Origin of the sequence: Paenibacillus sp. 2RAB27, from assembly GCF_052115445.1 — a bacterium.
GTDB lineage: Bacteria > Bacillota > Bacilli > Paenibacillales > NBRC-103111 > Paenibacillus_E.
In genome coordinates this window covers 368,543-384,496 of the sequence record NZ_JBFRGR010000001.1, presented here as the reverse complement: position 1 = coordinate 384,496, position 15,954 = coordinate 368,543, and the positions used below count along the sequence as shown (strand labels likewise).

The following is a 15,954-nucleotide window of genomic DNA, read 5'->3' as shown; positions in this document are numbered from 1 at the left end:
AATGAAACGCAGAATTGCACGTGAAATTGCTATACAAAGCTTATACCAAATCCAAATGAATGAGGCTACTCCTCAGGAGGCTGTTCAAGTTGCGATTCATGAAGCTGAGCATGATAATGAAACGCAGCTGGATTTCTCCGGAGATAAGATAGATCCTGTCTATATTGTTGAACTTGTCGAAGGAACTTACAAGAACAAAGTAAGCATCGACGAGTTGTTGGAGGAGTATTTGAAAGGGTGGGCAATGGACAGACTGTCTCGCATCGATCGGGAAATTCTGCGACTGGGTGCCTATGAGATGCTGTATCGCGATGATGTTCCACCGAAGGTTGTTGTCAATGAAGCCATTGATTTGGCCAAGCATTACGGCACGGAGGAATCGGGCAAATTCGTAAATGGTGTGTTAGGAAAAATGATCAAAGAAATCGACGAACTGAAAGAGAAAGTTCTGCGTACGCTTTGAACAACGTTATTGAGATTAACGTCATTGTTAAATATAGGTAAGGCTTAAACGGCTAAGGGGGAAATAACATGTCAGCACAAGTAATTAATGGGAAAGAACTCGTGAGCTCAATTCGTGAGGAAATTAGATCTGACGTAGCGGTACTTACAGCTCAGGGAAACCAGCCAGGTCTTGTCGTTGTTATTGTAGGTGAAGATGCAGCTTCGCAAGTGTATGTTAGAAACAAAGCGAAAGCTTGCGATGATGTTGGTATTTATTCCGAAGTACACCGTCTGCCTGAAGAGACGACACAAGCAGAATTAATTGCACTCATCCATGGTTTTAACGCGAATAATCGAATTAACGGGATTCTAGTTCAATCTCCACTGCCCAAACATATCAATGAAGAAGCAGTTGTTGATGAAATTGATCCAGCGAAAGATGTAGATTGCTTCCATCCGATCAATGTAGGTAACCTGATGATTGGTAAAGATGGTATGAAGCCTTGTACCCCGCACGGTGTTATTGAAATCCTTAAGCGAACTGGCGTAGAAATCGCAGGTAAGCATGCAGTAGTTGTAGGTAGAAGCAATATCGTTGGTAAACCGATGGCTATGCTGTTGTTGCGTGAGCATGCGACGGTATCTATTGTTCATTCCCGCACGCCTAACATGGAAGAGATCACCAAACAAGCCGATATTCTTGTTGTAGCGGTTGGGAAAGCGCATTTGATCAAAGCCAATCATGTGAAACCAGGTGCAGTCGTTATTGACGTTGGGATGAATCGTCCTGCAGACGGCAAATTAACTGGTGATGTTGATTTTGAAGCTGTGAAAGAGATTGCAAGTGCGATAACACCTGTTCCAGGTTGTGTAGGCCCAATGACGATTACGATGCTGCTTCGCAATACAGTTGATGCGGCTAGCCGTGCAGCTAAAGCGAATGTGAGCGTATAGTCACCTTATGGCGAGAAATGAGACCAAGATTTTATCCGTAAAAGATTTAAACCGTTATATAAAGCTATTGCTGGAAGGAGATTCACGACTCCAGGATGTGTGGGTACGAGGCGAAATTTCGAATTTCACACATCACTCCAGCGGTCATATGTATTTTACGTTGAAGGATGCGGATGGTCGCCTGAAAAGCATCATGTTTGCTTCGCATAATCAGAAACTGGGATTTATCCCGAAAGAAGGCACGAAAGTCATTGCTCGCGGCAATATTTCCGTGTATGAGCGAGACGGTGCCTATCAGTTTTATGTGACGGCGATGCAGCCTGATGGCATCGGCAGTTTGTATTTGGCTTTCGAGCAGCTGAAAAAGAAGCTCGAAACAGAAGGGTTATTCGCGCCAGAGCGCAAGAAACCGATTCCTCGGTTTCCACGTGCCATTGGCGTGATCACGTCCCCGACGGGGGCCGCCATTCGTGATGTCATCATCACGCTGCAGCGGCGCTTCCCGTCGATCCCGATCTTGCTGTACCCTGTCCTCGTACAGGGTACACAGGCGGCACCTTCGATCGTGAAAGCGATCGAAGCCATGAATCGGCTTGGTGAAGCCGATGTGCTCATCGTGGGTCGCGGCGGCGGCTCACTGGAAGAGCTGTGGGCCTTCAACGAGGAGATCGTTGCGCGGGCTATCGCAGCCTCCGCGATCCCCATCATCTCGGCCGTCGGCCACGAGACGGACTTCACGATCGCCGACTTCGTCGCCGATCTCAGAGCGCCGACGCCTACGGCGGCGGCAGAGCTCGCGGTGCCGCACCACCTCGAGCTGAAGCAGCAGCTGTCGCAGCAGGCTCAGCGCCTGCATTACGGGCTGCTGCAGCAGCTGCGCCGCAAGCAGGAACGGCTCGAGCGCGCGAAGCGCTCGCCGTTCCTGACGAACCCCCGCAGGCAGCTGCTCATGCAGCCTGCAGAGCGACTCGACCGGCTGGCGGAGCAGCTCGGTTACCGTATGCGTCAGCGCCTTACGGAGCTGGCGCAGCGTCGATTGAGGCTGGAGCGTCGCTTATCCAGCTTCAATCCAACGGAGCAGGCCGTGATGGCGAGACGACGTTTGGACACGTCCAAACGTCAGATGCTCACGGCCATGCAGACCCTCCTGCGCTCGAAGAAGCAGGAGTGGCAGTCCAGCGTCCGTCATCTGGACGCCCTCAGCCCGCTGAAAGTTATGCAGCGGGGCTACAGCCTTGCTTATGACGAACAAGAAAAGCAACTTGTGAGATCGATAACGCAAGTAAACATCGGTGATCGATTATCCATACGTCTTAAGGACGGTAAAATACAATGTCAAGTTTCGGGGATGGAGGCGAACATTGATGTCAACAAGTGAAACTGAAGTAAGTTTTGAAGTAGCAATTGAGCAGCTAGAGCGTATAGTAAGTCAGCTGGAGAGCGGCGACGTTCCTCTAGAGAAAGCCATTGAACTGTATCAAGAAGGTGTAAGACTCTCCCATATTTGCGGCGTTAAGCTGGAGCAAGTGGAGAAAAAAATTGAGATGCTGGTTGAAGGGGAAGCTGGGGTAACAAGGAAGCCTTTCCAGCCTGTCTTGGAAGATAAGGGGAATTAGTTTGAATAACACGACGTCTACTATTCATACATACATCGCTTCCCATGCTGAATTGGTCGAAGCCGCATTGCGTCAATCATTGCCAACTGCTTGGGAGGTACCGGCTTCGTTACGTGAGTCCATGGACTACTCCTTGATGGCAGGTGGCAAACGACTGCGTCCTATTATGGTACTTGCTGCTGCAGAGTCGCTGGGGGGCTCCCTGGAGTCTGCTATGCCTGTTGCATTGGCCATCGAAATGGTTCATACCTATTCGTTAGTTCATGATGATCTGCCAGCAATGGATAATGATGATTATCGGAGAGGCAAGTTAACGAATCACAAAGTTTATGGTGAGGCAATGGCTATTCTTGCTGGCGATGCGCTGCTTACGCACGCCTTCTTCTGCGTTGCGCAATCACACAAAAGGTTTGGTGTTCCTGCTGAACGCGTACTAGCCATTACTGAAGAGCTTGCCGTACTGGCAGGTGCTCGTGGCATGGTTGGCGGCCAAGCAGCGGATATGTTAGGAGAGCAAGGTTTAACCAAGTTAGAAGAGCTCACTTATATTCATACACACAAAACGAGTGATCTTATTGTGTTCTCATTGCGTGCCGGTGGACATATAGCTGGGGCGACCGAAGCGCAATTGGAAGCGCTCAGTGAGTTTGGACATGCACTTGGACTTGCTTTTCAGATTCAAGATGATATTTTGGATATTATCGGAGATGAAGCGAAACTAGGTAAGCCTGTGAAGAGCGATGAGAAGCAGCAAAAGGTGACATTCCCTTATTTTATCGGCATGGAAGCTTCAGAGCAGAAAGTGCAAGAGCTGACGAATCAAGCGAAAGATGCCTTAATTCGATCGAACATACCGAACCCTGAACGACTGCTGCAGATCGCAGATTACCTGATGAAACGGGATCATTAAACGTACGTATACAAGTAGTATGCCGTTTCGGAAGGTAGTTTCACACGAAATACCCAATAATATGATATAATGGTGAAATCTTAGTATTTTCACATTGAAAGTGAGGAAACAAGCGTGCTGCTCGAACAAATCAATCGGCCTGCAGATTTGAAGCGGTTATCCTTGACGGAGCTCGAAGAATTGGCAGGAGAAATCCGTCAATTTCTTATTGAGAAGCTTTCCGTTACTGGTGGACATCTAGCCCCGAACTTAGGCGTGGTTGAACTCACGATAGCTTTACACACCATGTTTCACAGCCCGTATGATAAACTGATTTTTGATGTTGGTCACCAGGCGTATGTACACAAAATTTTGACTGGTCGTAAAGACAAGTTCGATACGTTACGCAAATATAAAGGGCTCTGCGGGTTTATTAAACGTTCCGAGAGCGAGCATGATGTCTGGGAAGCCGGACATAGCAGTACTTCCCTGTCAGCTGCCATGGGTATGGCAATGGCACGTGATCTCAAGGGCGAACATAATAAGGTTGTTGCCATTATTGGTGATGGTGCGCTTACAGGCGGCATGGCATTAGAAGCCATGAATCATATTGGTCACGAGAAGAAGAATATTACGGTCATTCTGAATGACAATGAAATGTCGATTGCGCCCAACGTAGGGGCTCTTCATAATTATTTAAGCAAAATTCGTTCGGACCGTCATTATTTGAAAGCTAAAGAGGAAGTCGAATATTTACTGAAGAAAATTCCTGCCATCGGCGGAACGCTAGCTAAAACAGCGGAGAAGCTGAAGGATAGTCTTAAATATTTTGTTTTAAATGGCGTGTGGTTTGAAGAACTAGGCTTTACTTATATTGGTCCTGTAGATGGACATAACCTCCAAGTACTCATGGATACGTTGAAACAGGCAGAGAAAGTTGCAGGTCCTGTGCTCATTCATATCGTTACGACGAAAGGAAAAGGGTATAAACCTGCAGAGAACGATTCCCATACTTGGCACGGCTTAGGGCCTTACAAAATGGAGTCTGGTCAAGTTCTTAAGTCTTCCGGACCGCCAATGTATACGCAAGTTTTCGGAGACACATTAATTGAGCTTGGCGAGAAGGACTCTCGTGTGGTTGCAGTTACACCTGCGATGCCAGGTGGATCCGGATTATTGAAGTTTGCAAAGCAATTTCCAAATCGGATGATTGATGTTGGTATTGCGGAGCAGCATGCGGCTACGTTATGTGCAGGACTCGCGAGTGAAGGCTTGAAGCCGGTATTCGCTGTATATTCTACGTTCTTGCAGCGTGCGTATGATCAAGTTGTTCACGATATTTGTCGTCCTAAATTAAATGTAACCTTCGCCATTGACCGTTCCGGCTTCGTTGGTCCGGATGGTGAAACGCATCAAGGGGTTTATGATATTTCATTTTTGCGAACAATTCCTAACATGGTCTTAATGATGCCGAAGGATGAGAAGGAATTGCGTGATATGATGCAAACGGCGCTTGAATATAATGATGGTCCGATTGCATATCGTTATCCGCGTATTAATGGCACTGGCGCTCCTATTGATGAAGCTCCAAAGGCAATTCCGCTCGGTACTTGGGAAACTGTACGTGAGGGTGATTATGCAGCAGTTCTCGCAGTTGGACCTATGGTTCAAGTAGCAGAGGAAGCAGCGGCTCAGCTAGCGCAAGAAGGTATTGAACTTCGTGTCGTCAATGCAAGATTTATTAAACCATTGGATGAAGCTTATTTGCTACAGTTAGCTAAGGAATCGATGCCGATGATCACGATGGAAGAAGGTTCAATCCAAGGTGGTTTCGGAAGTGCGGTATTGGAGTTCTATGCAGAGAAGCGAATTGTTGGTTTGCAGGTTGAATTGATGGGGATTCAAGATTACTTCGTAGAGCATGGCAGCGTGCCAGAACAACGCGAAGAGGTTGGGTTAACTGCCCACCACTTGATTTCCGAAGTGAAGAAGCTAGTCCCGCGCAAGGTCTTAAGGGCGAAGGTCTAGTAACCGATTTTGAATAGGAGCAACACATTATATATGTCCTCGGATAAAGAACGATTAGACTTATTGCTACTTGAGCAAGGATATTTTGAAAGCAGAGAAAAGGCAAAGGCCGCCATTATGGCAGGCCTTGTTTTTGCAGATGAAGAACCAGCTGACAAAGCGGGGATGAAGATCAGTCGCAAAGCCGTACTGAAAGTAAAAGGTGCGCTGCATCCTTACGTGAGTCGTGGCGGATTAAAGCTGGAGAAAGCGTTAAAGCATTTCGCAATCGACTTACATGATGCGGTCATGCTCGACATTGGAGCTTCTACGGGCGGATTCACAGATTGTGCGCTGCAAAATGGTGCGGCCTCCGTCTACGCTGTGGATGTTGGCTACAATCAATTGGATTGGTCGCTGCGCAATGATGAGCGTGTTCATGTCATGGAGAGAACGAATTTCCGTTACACGAAATTGGAGGATTTGAACGGTCCAAGACCTAGTTTTGCCAGTATTGACGTTTCGTTCATTTCGCTTCGTATTATCCTGCCACCACTGAAGGAAATCTTAGGGGATCAGGGTCATGTTGTTGCTTTAATTAAGCCGCAATTCGAAGCTGGTCGAGAGAAGGTTGGGAAGTCGGGCGTTGTTCGCGACACGGATGTACATATTGATGTTTTGACAACGGTGCTTTCATTTGCTGAGGAGCTCGGCTTTCGCTTGAAGGGACTCACATACTCGCCAATAACGGGTGGTGAAGGGAACATTGAATTCCTTGCGTACTGGTCGAGCAACGAGACGGAAGCGTCACTTGCAGCGCCAACTTCGATCAAAGCTCTTATTGCCGAGACGGTTAAAGAGTCTCAGAAATTACACGGAAAATAAACTCATCTTTGAGAACGCCTTTTGCGGCCCTGAGATGGGTTTTTTCAAATTATAAGCTTGTATATGTTTCACTTCACTTAAAGGATTTCCCTTCTGGTTTCGCGAATACTATGGCGAGGTGAAGGACATGGAACAAGGCGATGTAAGAGTCATTTTGTTAATCCTGATCGTTGTTGTTTGTATCGTCTTTTGGCGATTTCAGAAGTGGTCAGCGGGTTCAAGTCGAAGAAGAGGACGTATTCCAAGGCAGGCGAATATCCCCGAGGACGATGTTGTTGATCTGCTTGAGGCTGCTGGATTCGAAGTGCTTGCTGGTAAAACCAAAATTCCAATTACCATGACCGTTGGAGAGAGAGAGCAGCTGGAAAGCCGCTTATTTATCGATTATTTTGTGCAAAAGGAAGATGATGTTTATCTCGTGAAAGTGGCAAGAGAACGCAAGCCACTTGAGATGACTGGGAGCGCTGTGCGTGACATGCTGCTACCCTACAACCTCATTTATCCGGAGGCACAGGGTATCCTTTACGTTGATATGACCGTTAGCAAAATCAAAAAAATCACTTTTCACATAGAGGTGTAAGGATGAAGGGTCAAAGGCATGTAAAAATCAGAGAAATTATAACTAATCATGAGATTGAAACGCAGGATGAATTGGTCGAGGCGCTGCGCGCGGCAGGATTTCATGTCACACAGGCGACAGTTTCGAGGGACATCAAGGAACTCCATCTCATTAAAGTTCCGCTAGATGATGGCAGATATAAGTATTCCATGCCGGCTGATCAACGATTTAATCCTATGCAGCGACTTCGTCGGGCATTAAGTGACCATTTTGTCAGCATCGACTATACGGATAATTTGGTCGTTATGAAATGCTTGCCAGGCACGGCGAATACGATTTGTGCTTTAATTGATAATTTGGAGTGGAATGGCGTTATKGGAACTATCTGTGGAGATGATACGATTCTTGTTATTTGCCGCGGGAAAGAGAATAGTGCAACTTTTGTAAATGAAGTCATGTCCTTATTATCTTAAAATCAGGAGGCATTCATGCTTACAGAGCTTTCAATTCGTAATTTAGCTGTCATTGAACATGTACATATTCGGTTTAAAGCAGGTTTTCACGTCCTGACAGKGGAAACTGGCGCTGGGAAATCGATCATCATAGATGCATTAACACTAATTGTCGGCGGTAGAGGTTCATCGGAATTAGTTCGTTATGGAGCTGATAAAGCAGAAATTGAAGCCATGTTTGACTTACCTGCTTCTCATCCGGTTTGGCATACGCTTACAGAGTTCGGGATAGAATCCGATGCTTCCGAGCATCTCATTATCCGTCGTGAAATTACGGCGACTGGCAAAAGCTCAAGTCGAATAAATGGTCAGCTTGTGAATATGACGATGTTGCGCAAGACGGGAGAGTGGCTCGTTAATATTCATGGTCAACATGAGCATCAATCCCTGCTTCATGTGGACGAGCATATTCATTCCCTGGATTTGTTCGGAGATGCTGAGATTGCGTCAGCGAAGAAGACGTACCAAGCTAGCTTTGATCAGTATATGAAGCTTCAAAAAGAGCTGAACGATCTTCAAGAAACGAGCAAGCAGGCGCTGCAAATGTTAGACTTGTATCGATTCCAGATTGAAGAGATATCATCAGCCAAGCTGAAATTAGGCGAAGATGAGACTTTAGCTGAGGAGAAGCGCAAGTTGGCTAATGCAGAGAAGCTTTATCAAAGCTCCTCCGAAGCTTATGATTTTCTCTATGCCACGAATCGAGGTCTCGATGCTGCAGGCAAAGCAGTCTCACGCCTGCAGGATATCGTGCAGCTAGATCCAACGAATTTAAGCCCAATACTTGAACAGGCGCAATCCGCCTTTTACCAGCTGGAAGATGCAGCTTATCAAATCAGAGATTATCGCGACAGCATTGAGTTCAATTCGTCTCGATTAGATTATATCGAACAAAGATTAGATACCATCACGTCTCTTCGCCGAAAATATGGAGAGAATATTAAAGAGATTCTGAGCTATTTAGAGAAGATCAAAAACGAAGTCGATACGATTGAAAATAAAGATGAAATTATTCGTAAATTAGAAGACAAGCTTGTGCTTGCTGAGAAACAGGTTGGCGTGCATGCACTAGACCTGTCTAACCTGCGTAAAGGTATTGCAAGTGATCTCTCTGCTCAGATTGAACATGAATTGCGTGATCTTCAAATGGAACGAACACAGTTTCGAGTGCAGATCGCTCATATTATCGATGACCGCGGCGTTGAGGTTGACGGCAATAAGGTTCGGTTCTCCAGACAAGGCATTGATCAGGYTGAGTTCCTAATGGCTCCTAACCCAGGGGAACCGTTGCGCGGATTAAGTAAAATTGCCTCAGGTGGCGAGCTCTCCCGTATTATGCTCGCAATGAAGGCAATTTTTGCACGGATTGACCAAATCCCAGTGCTTGTATTCGATGAGGTTGATACGGGGGTTAGCGGACGAGCGGCACAAGCAATTGCTGAGAAAATGTCCGTTCTATCACAAAGCTGTCAAGTCTTCTCCATTACTCATTTGCCGCAGGTTGCAAGCTTTGCAGATGTTCATTTCTATATTCGGAAAGAAGTGGATCATGAGCGAACATTCACGCGTGTTCAAGATATGCCAGATGCTGGCCGAATTGAAGAGCTTGCGAGGATGCTTGGCGGTGTAGAAGTGACAGAAACAACGCTTCATCATGCGGGAGAAATGCTTACCATGGCAAAAAATAAGAAAGCAAAGGTATGAAAGTATAGATAGTCATCATTTACAGTTATAAAAGAAGGGGACTGGGGTTAACTTATAGGTACGCAATTGACGAGGTTATTCGTCAGGGCTCAAGGAATTTTGAAGGAGCGTGTTGATAGTGCAATCCAACAAAAGAAAAAGATTGTTCGGACTCTTGCTCGTCTTCTTCGTTTGCTTGGTCAGTATGTCCCCGCCTTTTCAGAGCTTTGCCTCCTTTCCACAAGAACTCCGCTTGTTTAGCGGCCAAGGGAAGCAGCTTCAGTTAACGATGCCGGTCAGTGCCCAGGTCACGGTCAAGGATACGGATATTGTAAAGGTAAACGGCAACGCCGAGCACTCATTTCAAGTTAATTTGAACGAACCTATCTCTTTGCAATCCGACCATTCTGGGCAAACAGAAATGAAGCTCAAGCTGTTCGGAGCCATTCCAATCAAGACTGTCAAAGTGAATGTCGTACCTGATTTAAAAGTAATCCCAGGGGGCCAGACGATCGGTGTGAAAATTAAGTCTGCCGGTATCTTGGTAGTAGGTCACCATCTAGTGACTGTTGCCTCTGAACAAAAAGTTTCACCTGGGGAAGAAGCAAAAATTCAAGTTGGAGATTTAATTACCAAAATTAACGGCAAGGATTCTAAGGATGTTAGTAAGGTCGCAGAGTTAGTGGCCAAATCAGGCGAAAGCAAGAATCCTCTTGTTCTGCAAATTTTAAGAAACAATCAAGAACTTGTTGTGAAGCTGCAGCCCGTTTATGATGTCGTAGATAAGTCTTATCGCTTGGGTCTGTACATTCGAGACTCCGCGGCAGGGGTAGGGACGCTAACCTTCTACGCACCAGATCAAGGCGTCTATGGGGCTCTTGGACATGTCATCACGGATATGGATACTCAGACACCCATTATTGTAGGCGATGGTGACATTGTCTATTCGAATGTGACGTCGATTTCCAAAAGCCATAATGGGGATCCTGGTGAAAAGCATGCAACGCTTTACAAGGACAGCAAGGTGATTGGTAATATTGAACGGAATACGGCTTTCGGGATTTTTGGGAAAATGTATGGACCTCCTGATCACAGCTTAGATAAAGAGGCGATTCCCGTTGCCTTCGCAGAAGAAGTTAAAGAAGGACCAGCACAGATCTATACGGTGTTAGAAGGTCAAAAGGTTGAAAAATTCGATATCCAAGTGGTTCATGTTTCCAAACAAGATGTTCCTGGTACGAAAGGCATGGTTATCAAAATTACGGACCCACGCTTATTGGATAAAACAGGTGGCATTGTGCAGGGTATGAGCGGTTCTCCCATTATTCAAAATGGAAAATTGATTGGAGCAGTCACGCATGTTTTCGTGAATGATCCGACTAGCGGCTATGGCTGCTTCATCGAATGGATGCTTCAGGACTCTGGAATCATTCTTAGGCCGACCTCGGGGAACACAGACAAAGAACTAAAGGTGAGTTAGTAGCCTTTAGTTCTTTATTTCTTTTTAACCTCATTTTACGAGAGAATAGCGAGTTTAGTGACTTCATGTCGAATAATGTTGGAATTAGAAGTTAAATATTATAGTATATAAGAAACTCTAACAAAAGAAAAGAAAAATAATATTCGACAGAAGGATTTTAAAAAGAGCTGTCGAATAGTTTACATAAGAGAGATAAATACCAACTTGTTTCAGTAGCTAAAGGAGGAAATTCAGTTGCAAAAAATTCAGGTATTACTTGCAGACGATAACCGAGAATTCACCCATCTATTGTCAGAGTTCATTGGTGAACAAGAGGATATGGAAATTATGGGCGTTGCGTACAATGGTAACGAGGTTCTTCGGTTTTTGGAGCAACAGCGTGAGCTGCCCGATGTTCTCATTTTAGATATTATTATGCCTCATCTGGATGGACTAGGTGTTCTGGAAAAAATGCGAGAGATGAATCTTCCTTCTCAGCCCAAAATCATTATGCTTACGGCATTTGGTCAAGAAAATATTACACAAAAAGCCGTGCAGCTTGGAGCTTCCTATTACATATTAAAGCCATTTGATATGGAAACTCTTACGAATCGTATTCGTCAGCTTGCAGGCAATTCATCAACAACGACTACGACTTCGTCAACGCCTCGTGCGAATGTCGTACATATGCCTAAAGGCAAAAATTTGGATGCTAATATTACGAGCATTATTCATGAAATCGGCGTGCCTGCGCATATTAAAGGCTATCAATATTTACGTGAAGCCATTACGATGGTTTACAACAATATTGAAATTCTTGGTGCCATCACCAAAACACTTTACCCGGCTATTGCTGAAAAATACAAAACGACGCCGAGCCGCGTCGAACGTGCCATCCGTCACGCGATTGAAGTCGCTTRGACGCGCGGCAACATCGACAGCATCTCCTTTATTTTCGGATACACAATTAATATCTCGAAATCTAAACCGACCAATAGCGAATTCATCGCGATGGTGGCGGATAAGCTCAGAATTGAGCATAAAGTTTCTTGAGACAGTTAGGAGCTTTATAATATATGTCAAGTTAAGGACGCTCAATTTGAGCGTTCTTTTTCATTTGCATGAATGAGAGGGGAAGCAGAAAAACTACCTAGACAGTCTAGGTAGTCCTTCTGTATTAGTTTTGAATTACCAAACAAATGCGCTAGTGATAATAACCAATAAGATGAAAAGTACCAAGACAGCTGCAGCGGAAGTACCATACCCAGTTCCACAACTCATTCGAATCAACCTCCAATTGGATATTTGGTGTTTCGAGATAGCTTATGACTATTTCTGAGGAATGTTTGGGCAAAACGACTGATTGTGCTAATGTCCCTGTCCTCTGATATAAATTTGGGTAGGGAAGGGGCAACATGAAAAATTGGAACCAAGGGATAAGTTGTTACGTTATTACATCGTAGCTTATTCTTTTCAACAAGAGATCGTGTAAGCGGAACTAGAAGCATGGAGGAAACGAGAATGTTATTGACGATAGTGATCATTGTGATTTTGATTGGTGTGTATGTCCTCTTTATGAAACTGTATCCGGTATTCGGTCGCAGACCTTCTGAAGGTGATATTCGAAGGTTCGCTCAGTCTCCGCAATATGCGCAAAACAAGTTCGAAAATCCAGTCCCAGCGATGATGAATATGAGCTTTCGAACAACGCTCGGGATTTTGCGTGATATGATCAAAGGAAGCCCACACCGACGTCCCAAGTCCCCATTACCAATGGAGAAGCCACAGTTTAGCGTGAATGGTGATACTAGCGTCACTTGGTTCGGACACTCGGCTACCTTGCTTACTATCGATGGGAAAGCCTTGCTGCTTGATCCGATGTTTGGTAGAACGCCTTCACCATTTCCGTGGGTAGGCAAAAATAGATACAGCGGCGGAATCCCATTTGAGATTGCAGAGCTCCCGCAGATTGATGCTGTCCTTCTATCACATGATCATTATGATCATTTGGATTATGGTTCGATTATGAAAATAAAACATAAAGTGAAACGGTTTTTTGTCCCACTAGGTGTAGGTGCTCATTTAATCCGCTGGGGAGTTCCAGCAGACAAGATTGAGGAGCATGATTGGTGGGAGGAAATGTCGTTTGAAGGGCTGGAGCTGGCTTGTACGCCTGCCAATCACTTCTCAGGACGCAGTACGAATGATCGCGGGGCGACCTTATGGTGCTCATGGGTGATCAAAGGCAAGAACACCAGCCTTTTTTTCAGCGGCGACAGCGGGTACACGCCTCATTTTAAGCAAATTGGGGATAAATACGGACCTTTCGATCTAACCTTGATGGAATGTGGGCAATATGATGAGCGTTGGGCGGATATTCACTTAATGCCGGAAGAAACGGTTCAAGCCCATTTGGATGTAAGAGGGAAGGTGATGCTGCCGATTCACTGGGGTGCCTTCACACTAGCGATCCATGATTGGTATGATCCTGTGACCCGCGCCGCGAAGGCTGCTGAGGCCAAAGGGGTTCAGATGGTCACGCCACCTATCGGACAGACCGTTATTATAAAGGGATCCGATGTGCAGTCCTATCCGAAAGCGAATTGGTGGGTACAGTCATAGATCGTACTGAACTAGCTACTAGGGATTTCACATGGTATTATGGATAGGTTAATAGTCAGATGTGAGCAGGAGAGAAGATAAGTCTATGTCGGAACAAAAAAGTGTACGAAAATTTCATTTTCTAGCGGTTGTGCTAGGAATAGCTATTGATAATATCGGGACGATGTTATCGTCAGGAGTGATTGGTAGTCTATATTTTGCTAACCGGCCGTTGGAAGATCAAGATGTAAATGCAATTTATTCAAATGCAGCTCTCTTACTTTTATTTCTGGTCGTTGGCTTGTTCTGGACGTTCCTAGCTAGTTATTTCACAGCGAAGGTTGCCAAACGAGGCGAACTATTCAACGCAGCGATCATTGGGGTCATTGGCGCAGGGATTGGGTTTGATTCGATATTAACACAGGATGTAATCCCACTATGGTACGAACTGATTGGTTTAGTAGCCATCGTACCGGTATCGCTCCTAGGTGGATATTTGGCATTGAAGAGGAAGAAGACATCCCAATCCTAATTACCTGATGGGTAATTAGACAGGGTGATCTGCTGAATCTAGTGAAGTGAATTGTGCTTAGGAGGTGGAAGTATGCCTAAGTTCGCGAATGAGAGTGAAGAAGCGACGGCATTTCTACGCAAACAGACAGGCAGCAGTCAGTTGGTGTGCTACACATATATTGATGCTGAGAATAGCTTAGAAAGTTTTTTTATTGTGAAAACAAGTAATAAGGTCATTCAAGTATCCTTTGCGGAGATTTCATATGATCCAAGAAATTACCAGAGCTTGCTAGAGGGGCTCTATCGTGTTATCTACGAATAAACAAGAACCCCCCCTAGCCAATGCAGCTAAGGGGGTTTCTCATGTTCCTGCCAATTACTTAATGAACGTTAAAGCTTGATCAGCGATGGAGAACTTGTAGCGATCAAGGCAATTGCATAGGTAATCTTTGCGGCAAATTGGGCAAGGTTCTTTCATCAAACGATTCAAGTCCGTTACGCGGCCGATGCCAGTTTCAGCATCTCTTTCAAAGAAAAGACGGCATTTGTTGCGGTCTTTCAAGGAAACGACAACCTCGAAAAGTCCGTTCTTTTTATTATCACTGACTATTGTTGCATCAACTACCTGCGGATCGTAGGCCATATGTATTTCCTCCTAAGAGTTTGCTCAGCTAGACATTCCACATCGCAAATTCATAAATTAACATGCTTTTCGCTTTGTTTGCTCAGTTGCATTAGTATATTATATAAATAAAAAAGATTTTATTCAATAGGAGGTCATCTGGACATGATCATGGACTATTGTGAACAAGAAATTTCAGAAGGTCAGACATTCATTCACATCGGTTTACAGTTCGAGGATGAGCCTGATTCTTTATATGTGGCAGAGCTTGAGGTCGACAATCAAGGGGTTGTTAGGCATTGGCAGTTATTCTTCAATGGGTTTGATTGCAAATATCATTTCCGCCCAACTGAGAAAGAAGAAATGATTCATTACGCAGCTCAACAAGGGATTTCCATTCGAGAAGTTGAAGACCCAGAATAAGAAAAGGAATTATCGCCATGTTCATGAGTATGGCTCAAATTCCTTGATTTGTGTTTATTCTGTTGTTTGTATTGAAGTTCTGTTCGTGTTGGTGTTGTTCGGGTTACGGGGTTCGTACCGTGCCAATGCAATCGCTGCATCATAGGATCCAGCTTGCCTTCACGCAGATTGCGTTGACGCAATTTTTGAGCTTGAGATCGGGACATCGTGATTCCTCTTTTCTTTTTGTAGTGTGTATACTTCTATTGTAACAGGTGATGTGGAAGAGGCAATGGAAAGTTTAGATGATAATGAAAAAGGGTGAACGACATGCGTATTCAAATCCAATTAGCGATAGATGGCGAAACGAAGAAAACAGATGTGCTCGAAATTGCCGAGTATAAACTTGGTGAAATGACAGACGAAGAGATCGAGCAAGCGATCGAAGTGAAAATTCGAACTTGGGTTGATCGCATGGTTCAAGTGGAGTGGGAAGTTCTTGATGAGTAAGACATAAAACAGCCCCGTAGGGAACTACCCCACGGAGCATTAGTGTACAACCTATGTATGTTAGTGAACGATGGTGCCTACTCCGGTCTTCTGTAAAGCATGTTCCCAGCTTGGGTAGTAATACAGGGCGTTTTTCATAAGATCAGGATGCAGCTTCTTCACATTTTTTTTGGCTAGCGATTCCCCTGTGCTGTGAAGCTGTACAATTTGGCCTAACACTTCGTCTGCGCTCATGTTTAGCTCCATAGATGTCCTCTCCTTTCTTTACGAATATAAACCAATGCTTGCCATTCAAAGC

General features: G+C 45.0%; 20 protein-coding genes. 17 read left to right on the top strand and 3 right to left on the bottom strand.

Annotated features, from left to right (window positions below; all coding sequences use genetic code 11):
* Position 1: 1 nt before the first annotated feature.
* From nusB to spo0A, 12 genes are all read left to right on the top strand, one after another.
* The gene (nusB, locus tag AB4114_RS01865) at positions 2 to 463 is read left to right on the top strand and encodes a transcription antitermination factor NusB (protein ID WP_171630181.1); all 462 of its coding nucleotides are present in this window, start codon (positions 2 to 4) and stop codon (positions 461 to 463) included.
* Positions 464 to 531: 68 nt separating this feature from the next.
* Complete coding sequence (gene folD / locus AB4114_RS01860) at positions 532 to 1,398, top strand: bifunctional methylenetetrahydrofolate dehydrogenase/methenyltetrahydrofolate cyclohydrolase FolD (RefSeq protein WP_441986854.1); 867 nt, start codon at positions 532 to 534, stop codon at positions 1,396 to 1,398.
* Between the two features lie 7 nt (positions 1,399 to 1,405).
* A complete protein-coding gene (gene xseA, locus AB4114_RS01855) occupies positions 1,406 to 2,776 on the top strand; it encodes an exodeoxyribonuclease VII large subunit (RefSeq protein ID WP_441986853.1) in 1,371 nt (456 codons plus the stop codon).
* Positions 2,763 to 3,014, top strand: coding sequence for an exodeoxyribonuclease VII small subunit (gene xseB, locus AB4114_RS01850; RefSeq protein ID WP_056614667.1), 252 nt, complete (start codon positions 2,763 to 2,765; stop codon positions 3,012 to 3,014). Before xseA ends, xseB begins: the two co-directional genes overlap by 14 nt.
* Positions 3,010 to 3,924 (top strand): polyprenyl synthetase family protein, encoded by a 915-nt coding sequence (locus tag AB4114_RS01845; RefSeq protein WP_376769489.1) that lies wholly within the window; start codon positions 3,010 to 3,012, stop codon positions 3,922 to 3,924. The genes xseB and AB4114_RS01845 overlap by 5 nt, the downstream gene beginning before the upstream one ends.
* Before the next feature lie 114 nt (positions 3,925 to 4,038).
* The gene (gene dxs, locus AB4114_RS01840; RefSeq protein ID WP_441986852.1) at positions 4,039 to 5,931 is read left to right on the top strand and encodes a 1-deoxy-D-xylulose-5-phosphate synthase; all 1,893 of its coding nucleotides are present in this window, start codon (positions 4,039 to 4,041) and stop codon (positions 5,929 to 5,931) included.
* A 33-nt stretch (positions 5,932 to 5,964) separates the two neighbouring features.
* On the top strand, positions 5,965 to 6,795 hold the full coding sequence (locus AB4114_RS01835; protein ID WP_441986851.1) for a TlyA family RNA methyltransferase: 831 nt from the start codon (positions 5,965 to 5,967) through the stop codon (positions 6,793 to 6,795).
* Positions 6,796 to 6,922: 127 nt separating this feature from the next.
* Entirely contained in the window at positions 6,923 to 7,375 is a 453-nt protein-coding gene (locus AB4114_RS01830) for a hypothetical protein (protein WP_441986850.1), read from the top strand.
* 2 nt (positions 7,376 to 7,377) lie between these two features.
* Complete coding sequence (ahrC, locus tag AB4114_RS01825; protein WP_441986849.1) at positions 7,378 to 7,827, top strand: transcriptional regulator AhrC/ArgR; 450 nt, start codon at positions 7,378 to 7,380, stop codon at positions 7,825 to 7,827.
* Between the two features lie 15 nt (positions 7,828 to 7,842).
* A complete protein-coding gene (recN, locus tag AB4114_RS01820) occupies positions 7,843 to 9,570 on the top strand; it encodes a DNA repair protein RecN (protein ID WP_441986848.1) in 1,728 nt (575 codons plus the stop codon).
* 118 nt (positions 9,571 to 9,688) lie between these two features.
* Positions 9,689 to 11,029, top strand: coding sequence for a SpoIVB peptidase (gene spoIVB / locus AB4114_RS01815; protein WP_441986847.1), 1,341 nt, complete (start codon positions 9,689 to 9,691; stop codon positions 11,027 to 11,029).
* Positions 11,030 to 11,263: 234 nt separating this feature from the next.
* Positions 11,264 to 12,061, top strand: a complete 798-nt coding sequence (gene spo0A / locus AB4114_RS01810; RefSeq protein WP_441986846.1) for a sporulation transcription factor Spo0A — start codon at positions 11,264 to 11,266, stop codon at positions 12,059 to 12,061.
* 135 nt (positions 12,062 to 12,196) lie between these two features.
* Here spo0A and AB4114_RS01805 read toward each other — a convergent pair whose 3' ends face one another.
* A complete protein-coding gene (locus AB4114_RS01805) occupies positions 12,197 to 12,289 on the bottom strand; it encodes a YjcZ family sporulation protein (protein WP_082595420.1) in 93 nt (30 codons plus the stop codon).
* Between the two features lie 240 nt (positions 12,290 to 12,529).
* Between AB4114_RS01805 and AB4114_RS01800 the strand changes: the two genes are divergently transcribed.
* From AB4114_RS01800 to AB4114_RS01790, 3 genes are all read left to right on the top strand, one after another.
* Positions 12,530 to 13,630 carry an MBL fold metallo-hydrolase gene (locus tag AB4114_RS01800; RefSeq protein WP_441986845.1) on the top strand — a complete coding sequence of 367 codons (1,101 nt, stop codon included), beginning with the start codon at positions 12,530 to 12,532 and terminating at the stop codon, positions 13,628 to 13,630.
* An 85-nt stretch (positions 13,631 to 13,715) separates the two neighbouring features.
* Positions 13,716 to 14,141, top strand: coding sequence for a hypothetical protein (locus AB4114_RS01795; protein WP_441986844.1), 426 nt, complete (start codon positions 13,716 to 13,718; stop codon positions 14,139 to 14,141).
* 72 nt (positions 14,142 to 14,213) lie between these two features.
* Positions 14,214 to 14,444 carry a hypothetical protein gene (locus AB4114_RS01790; protein WP_056614631.1) on the top strand — a complete coding sequence of 77 codons (231 nt, stop codon included), beginning with the start codon at positions 14,214 to 14,216 and terminating at the stop codon, positions 14,442 to 14,444.
* A gap of 54 nt (positions 14,445 to 14,498) precedes the next feature.
* Here the strand turns inward: AB4114_RS01790 and AB4114_RS01785 are convergent, their stop codons facing one another.
* Complete coding sequence (locus AB4114_RS01785; RefSeq protein ID WP_028554204.1) at positions 14,499 to 14,765, bottom strand: hypothetical protein; 267 nt, start codon at positions 14,763 to 14,765, stop codon at positions 14,499 to 14,501.
* Between the two features lie 144 nt (positions 14,766 to 14,909).
* On the opposite strand from AB4114_RS01785, the gene AB4114_RS01780 reads away from it, so the two are divergent.
* Together AB4114_RS01780 and AB4114_RS01775 are read left to right on the top strand one after the other, a co-directional pair.
* Positions 14,910 to 15,167, top strand: coding sequence for a hypothetical protein (locus AB4114_RS01780; protein ID WP_441986843.1), 258 nt, complete (start codon positions 14,910 to 14,912; stop codon positions 15,165 to 15,167).
* 309 nt (positions 15,168 to 15,476) lie between these two features.
* Positions 15,477 to 15,656 (top strand): hypothetical protein, encoded by a 180-nt coding sequence (locus AB4114_RS01775; RefSeq protein ID WP_441986842.1) that lies wholly within the window; start codon positions 15,477 to 15,479, stop codon positions 15,654 to 15,656.
* Positions 15,657 to 15,716: 60 nt separating this feature from the next.
* Here the strand turns inward: AB4114_RS01775 and AB4114_RS01770 are convergent, their stop codons facing one another.
* Positions 15,717 to 15,902: a hypothetical protein gene (locus AB4114_RS01770; RefSeq protein WP_145655418.1), complete on the bottom strand. Its 186-nt coding sequence runs from the start codon at positions 15,900 to 15,902 to the stop codon at positions 15,717 to 15,719.
* Positions 15,903 to 15,954 lie beyond the last annotated feature (52 nt).

Coding starts and splice junctions, on each gene's coding strand:
- nusB (WP_171630181.1), top strand. CDS start 2: ATGAAACGCAGAATTGCACGTGAAATTGCTATACAAAGCTTATACCAA.
- folD (WP_441986854.1), top strand. CDS start 532: ATGTCAGCACAAGTAATTAATGGGAAAGAACTCGTGAGCTCAATTCGT.
- xseA (WP_441986853.1), top strand. CDS start 1,406: ATGGCGAGAAATGAGACCAAGATTTTATCCGTAAAAGATTTAAACCGT.
- xseB (WP_056614667.1), top strand. CDS start 2,763: ATGTCAACAAGTGAAACTGAAGTAAGTTTTGAAGTAGCAATTGAGCAG.
- AB4114_RS01835 (WP_441986851.1), top strand. CDS start 5,965: ATGTCCTCGGATAAAGAACGATTAGACTTATTGCTACTTGAGCAAGGA.
- AB4114_RS01830 (WP_441986850.1), top strand. CDS start 6,923: ATGGAACAAGGCGATGTAAGAGTCATTTTGTTAATCCTGATCGTTGTT.
- AB4114_RS01805 (WP_082595420.1), bottom strand. CDS start 12,289: ATGAGTTGTGGAACTGGGTATGGTACTTCCGCTGCAGCTGTCTTGGTA.
- AB4114_RS01800 (WP_441986845.1), top strand. CDS start 12,530: ATGTTATTGACGATAGTGATCATTGTGATTTTGATTGGTGTGTATGTC.
- AB4114_RS01795 (WP_441986844.1), top strand. CDS start 13,716: ATGTCGGAACAAAAAAGTGTACGAAAATTTCATTTTCTAGCGGTTGTG.
- AB4114_RS01790 (WP_056614631.1), top strand. CDS start 14,214: ATGCCTAAGTTCGCGAATGAGAGTGAAGAAGCGACGGCATTTCTACGC.
- AB4114_RS01785 (WP_028554204.1), bottom strand. CDS start 14,765: ATGGCCTACGATCCGCAGGTAGTTGATGCAACAATAGTCAGTGATAAT.
- AB4114_RS01780 (WP_441986843.1), top strand. CDS start 14,910: ATGATCATGGACTATTGTGAACAAGAAATTTCAGAAGGTCAGACATTC.
- AB4114_RS01775 (WP_441986842.1), top strand. CDS start 15,477: ATGCGTATTCAAATCCAATTAGCGATAGATGGCGAAACGAAGAAAACA.
- AB4114_RS01770 (WP_145655418.1), bottom strand. CDS start 15,902: ATGGAGCTAAACATGAGCGCAGACGAAGTGTTAGGCCAAATTGTACAG.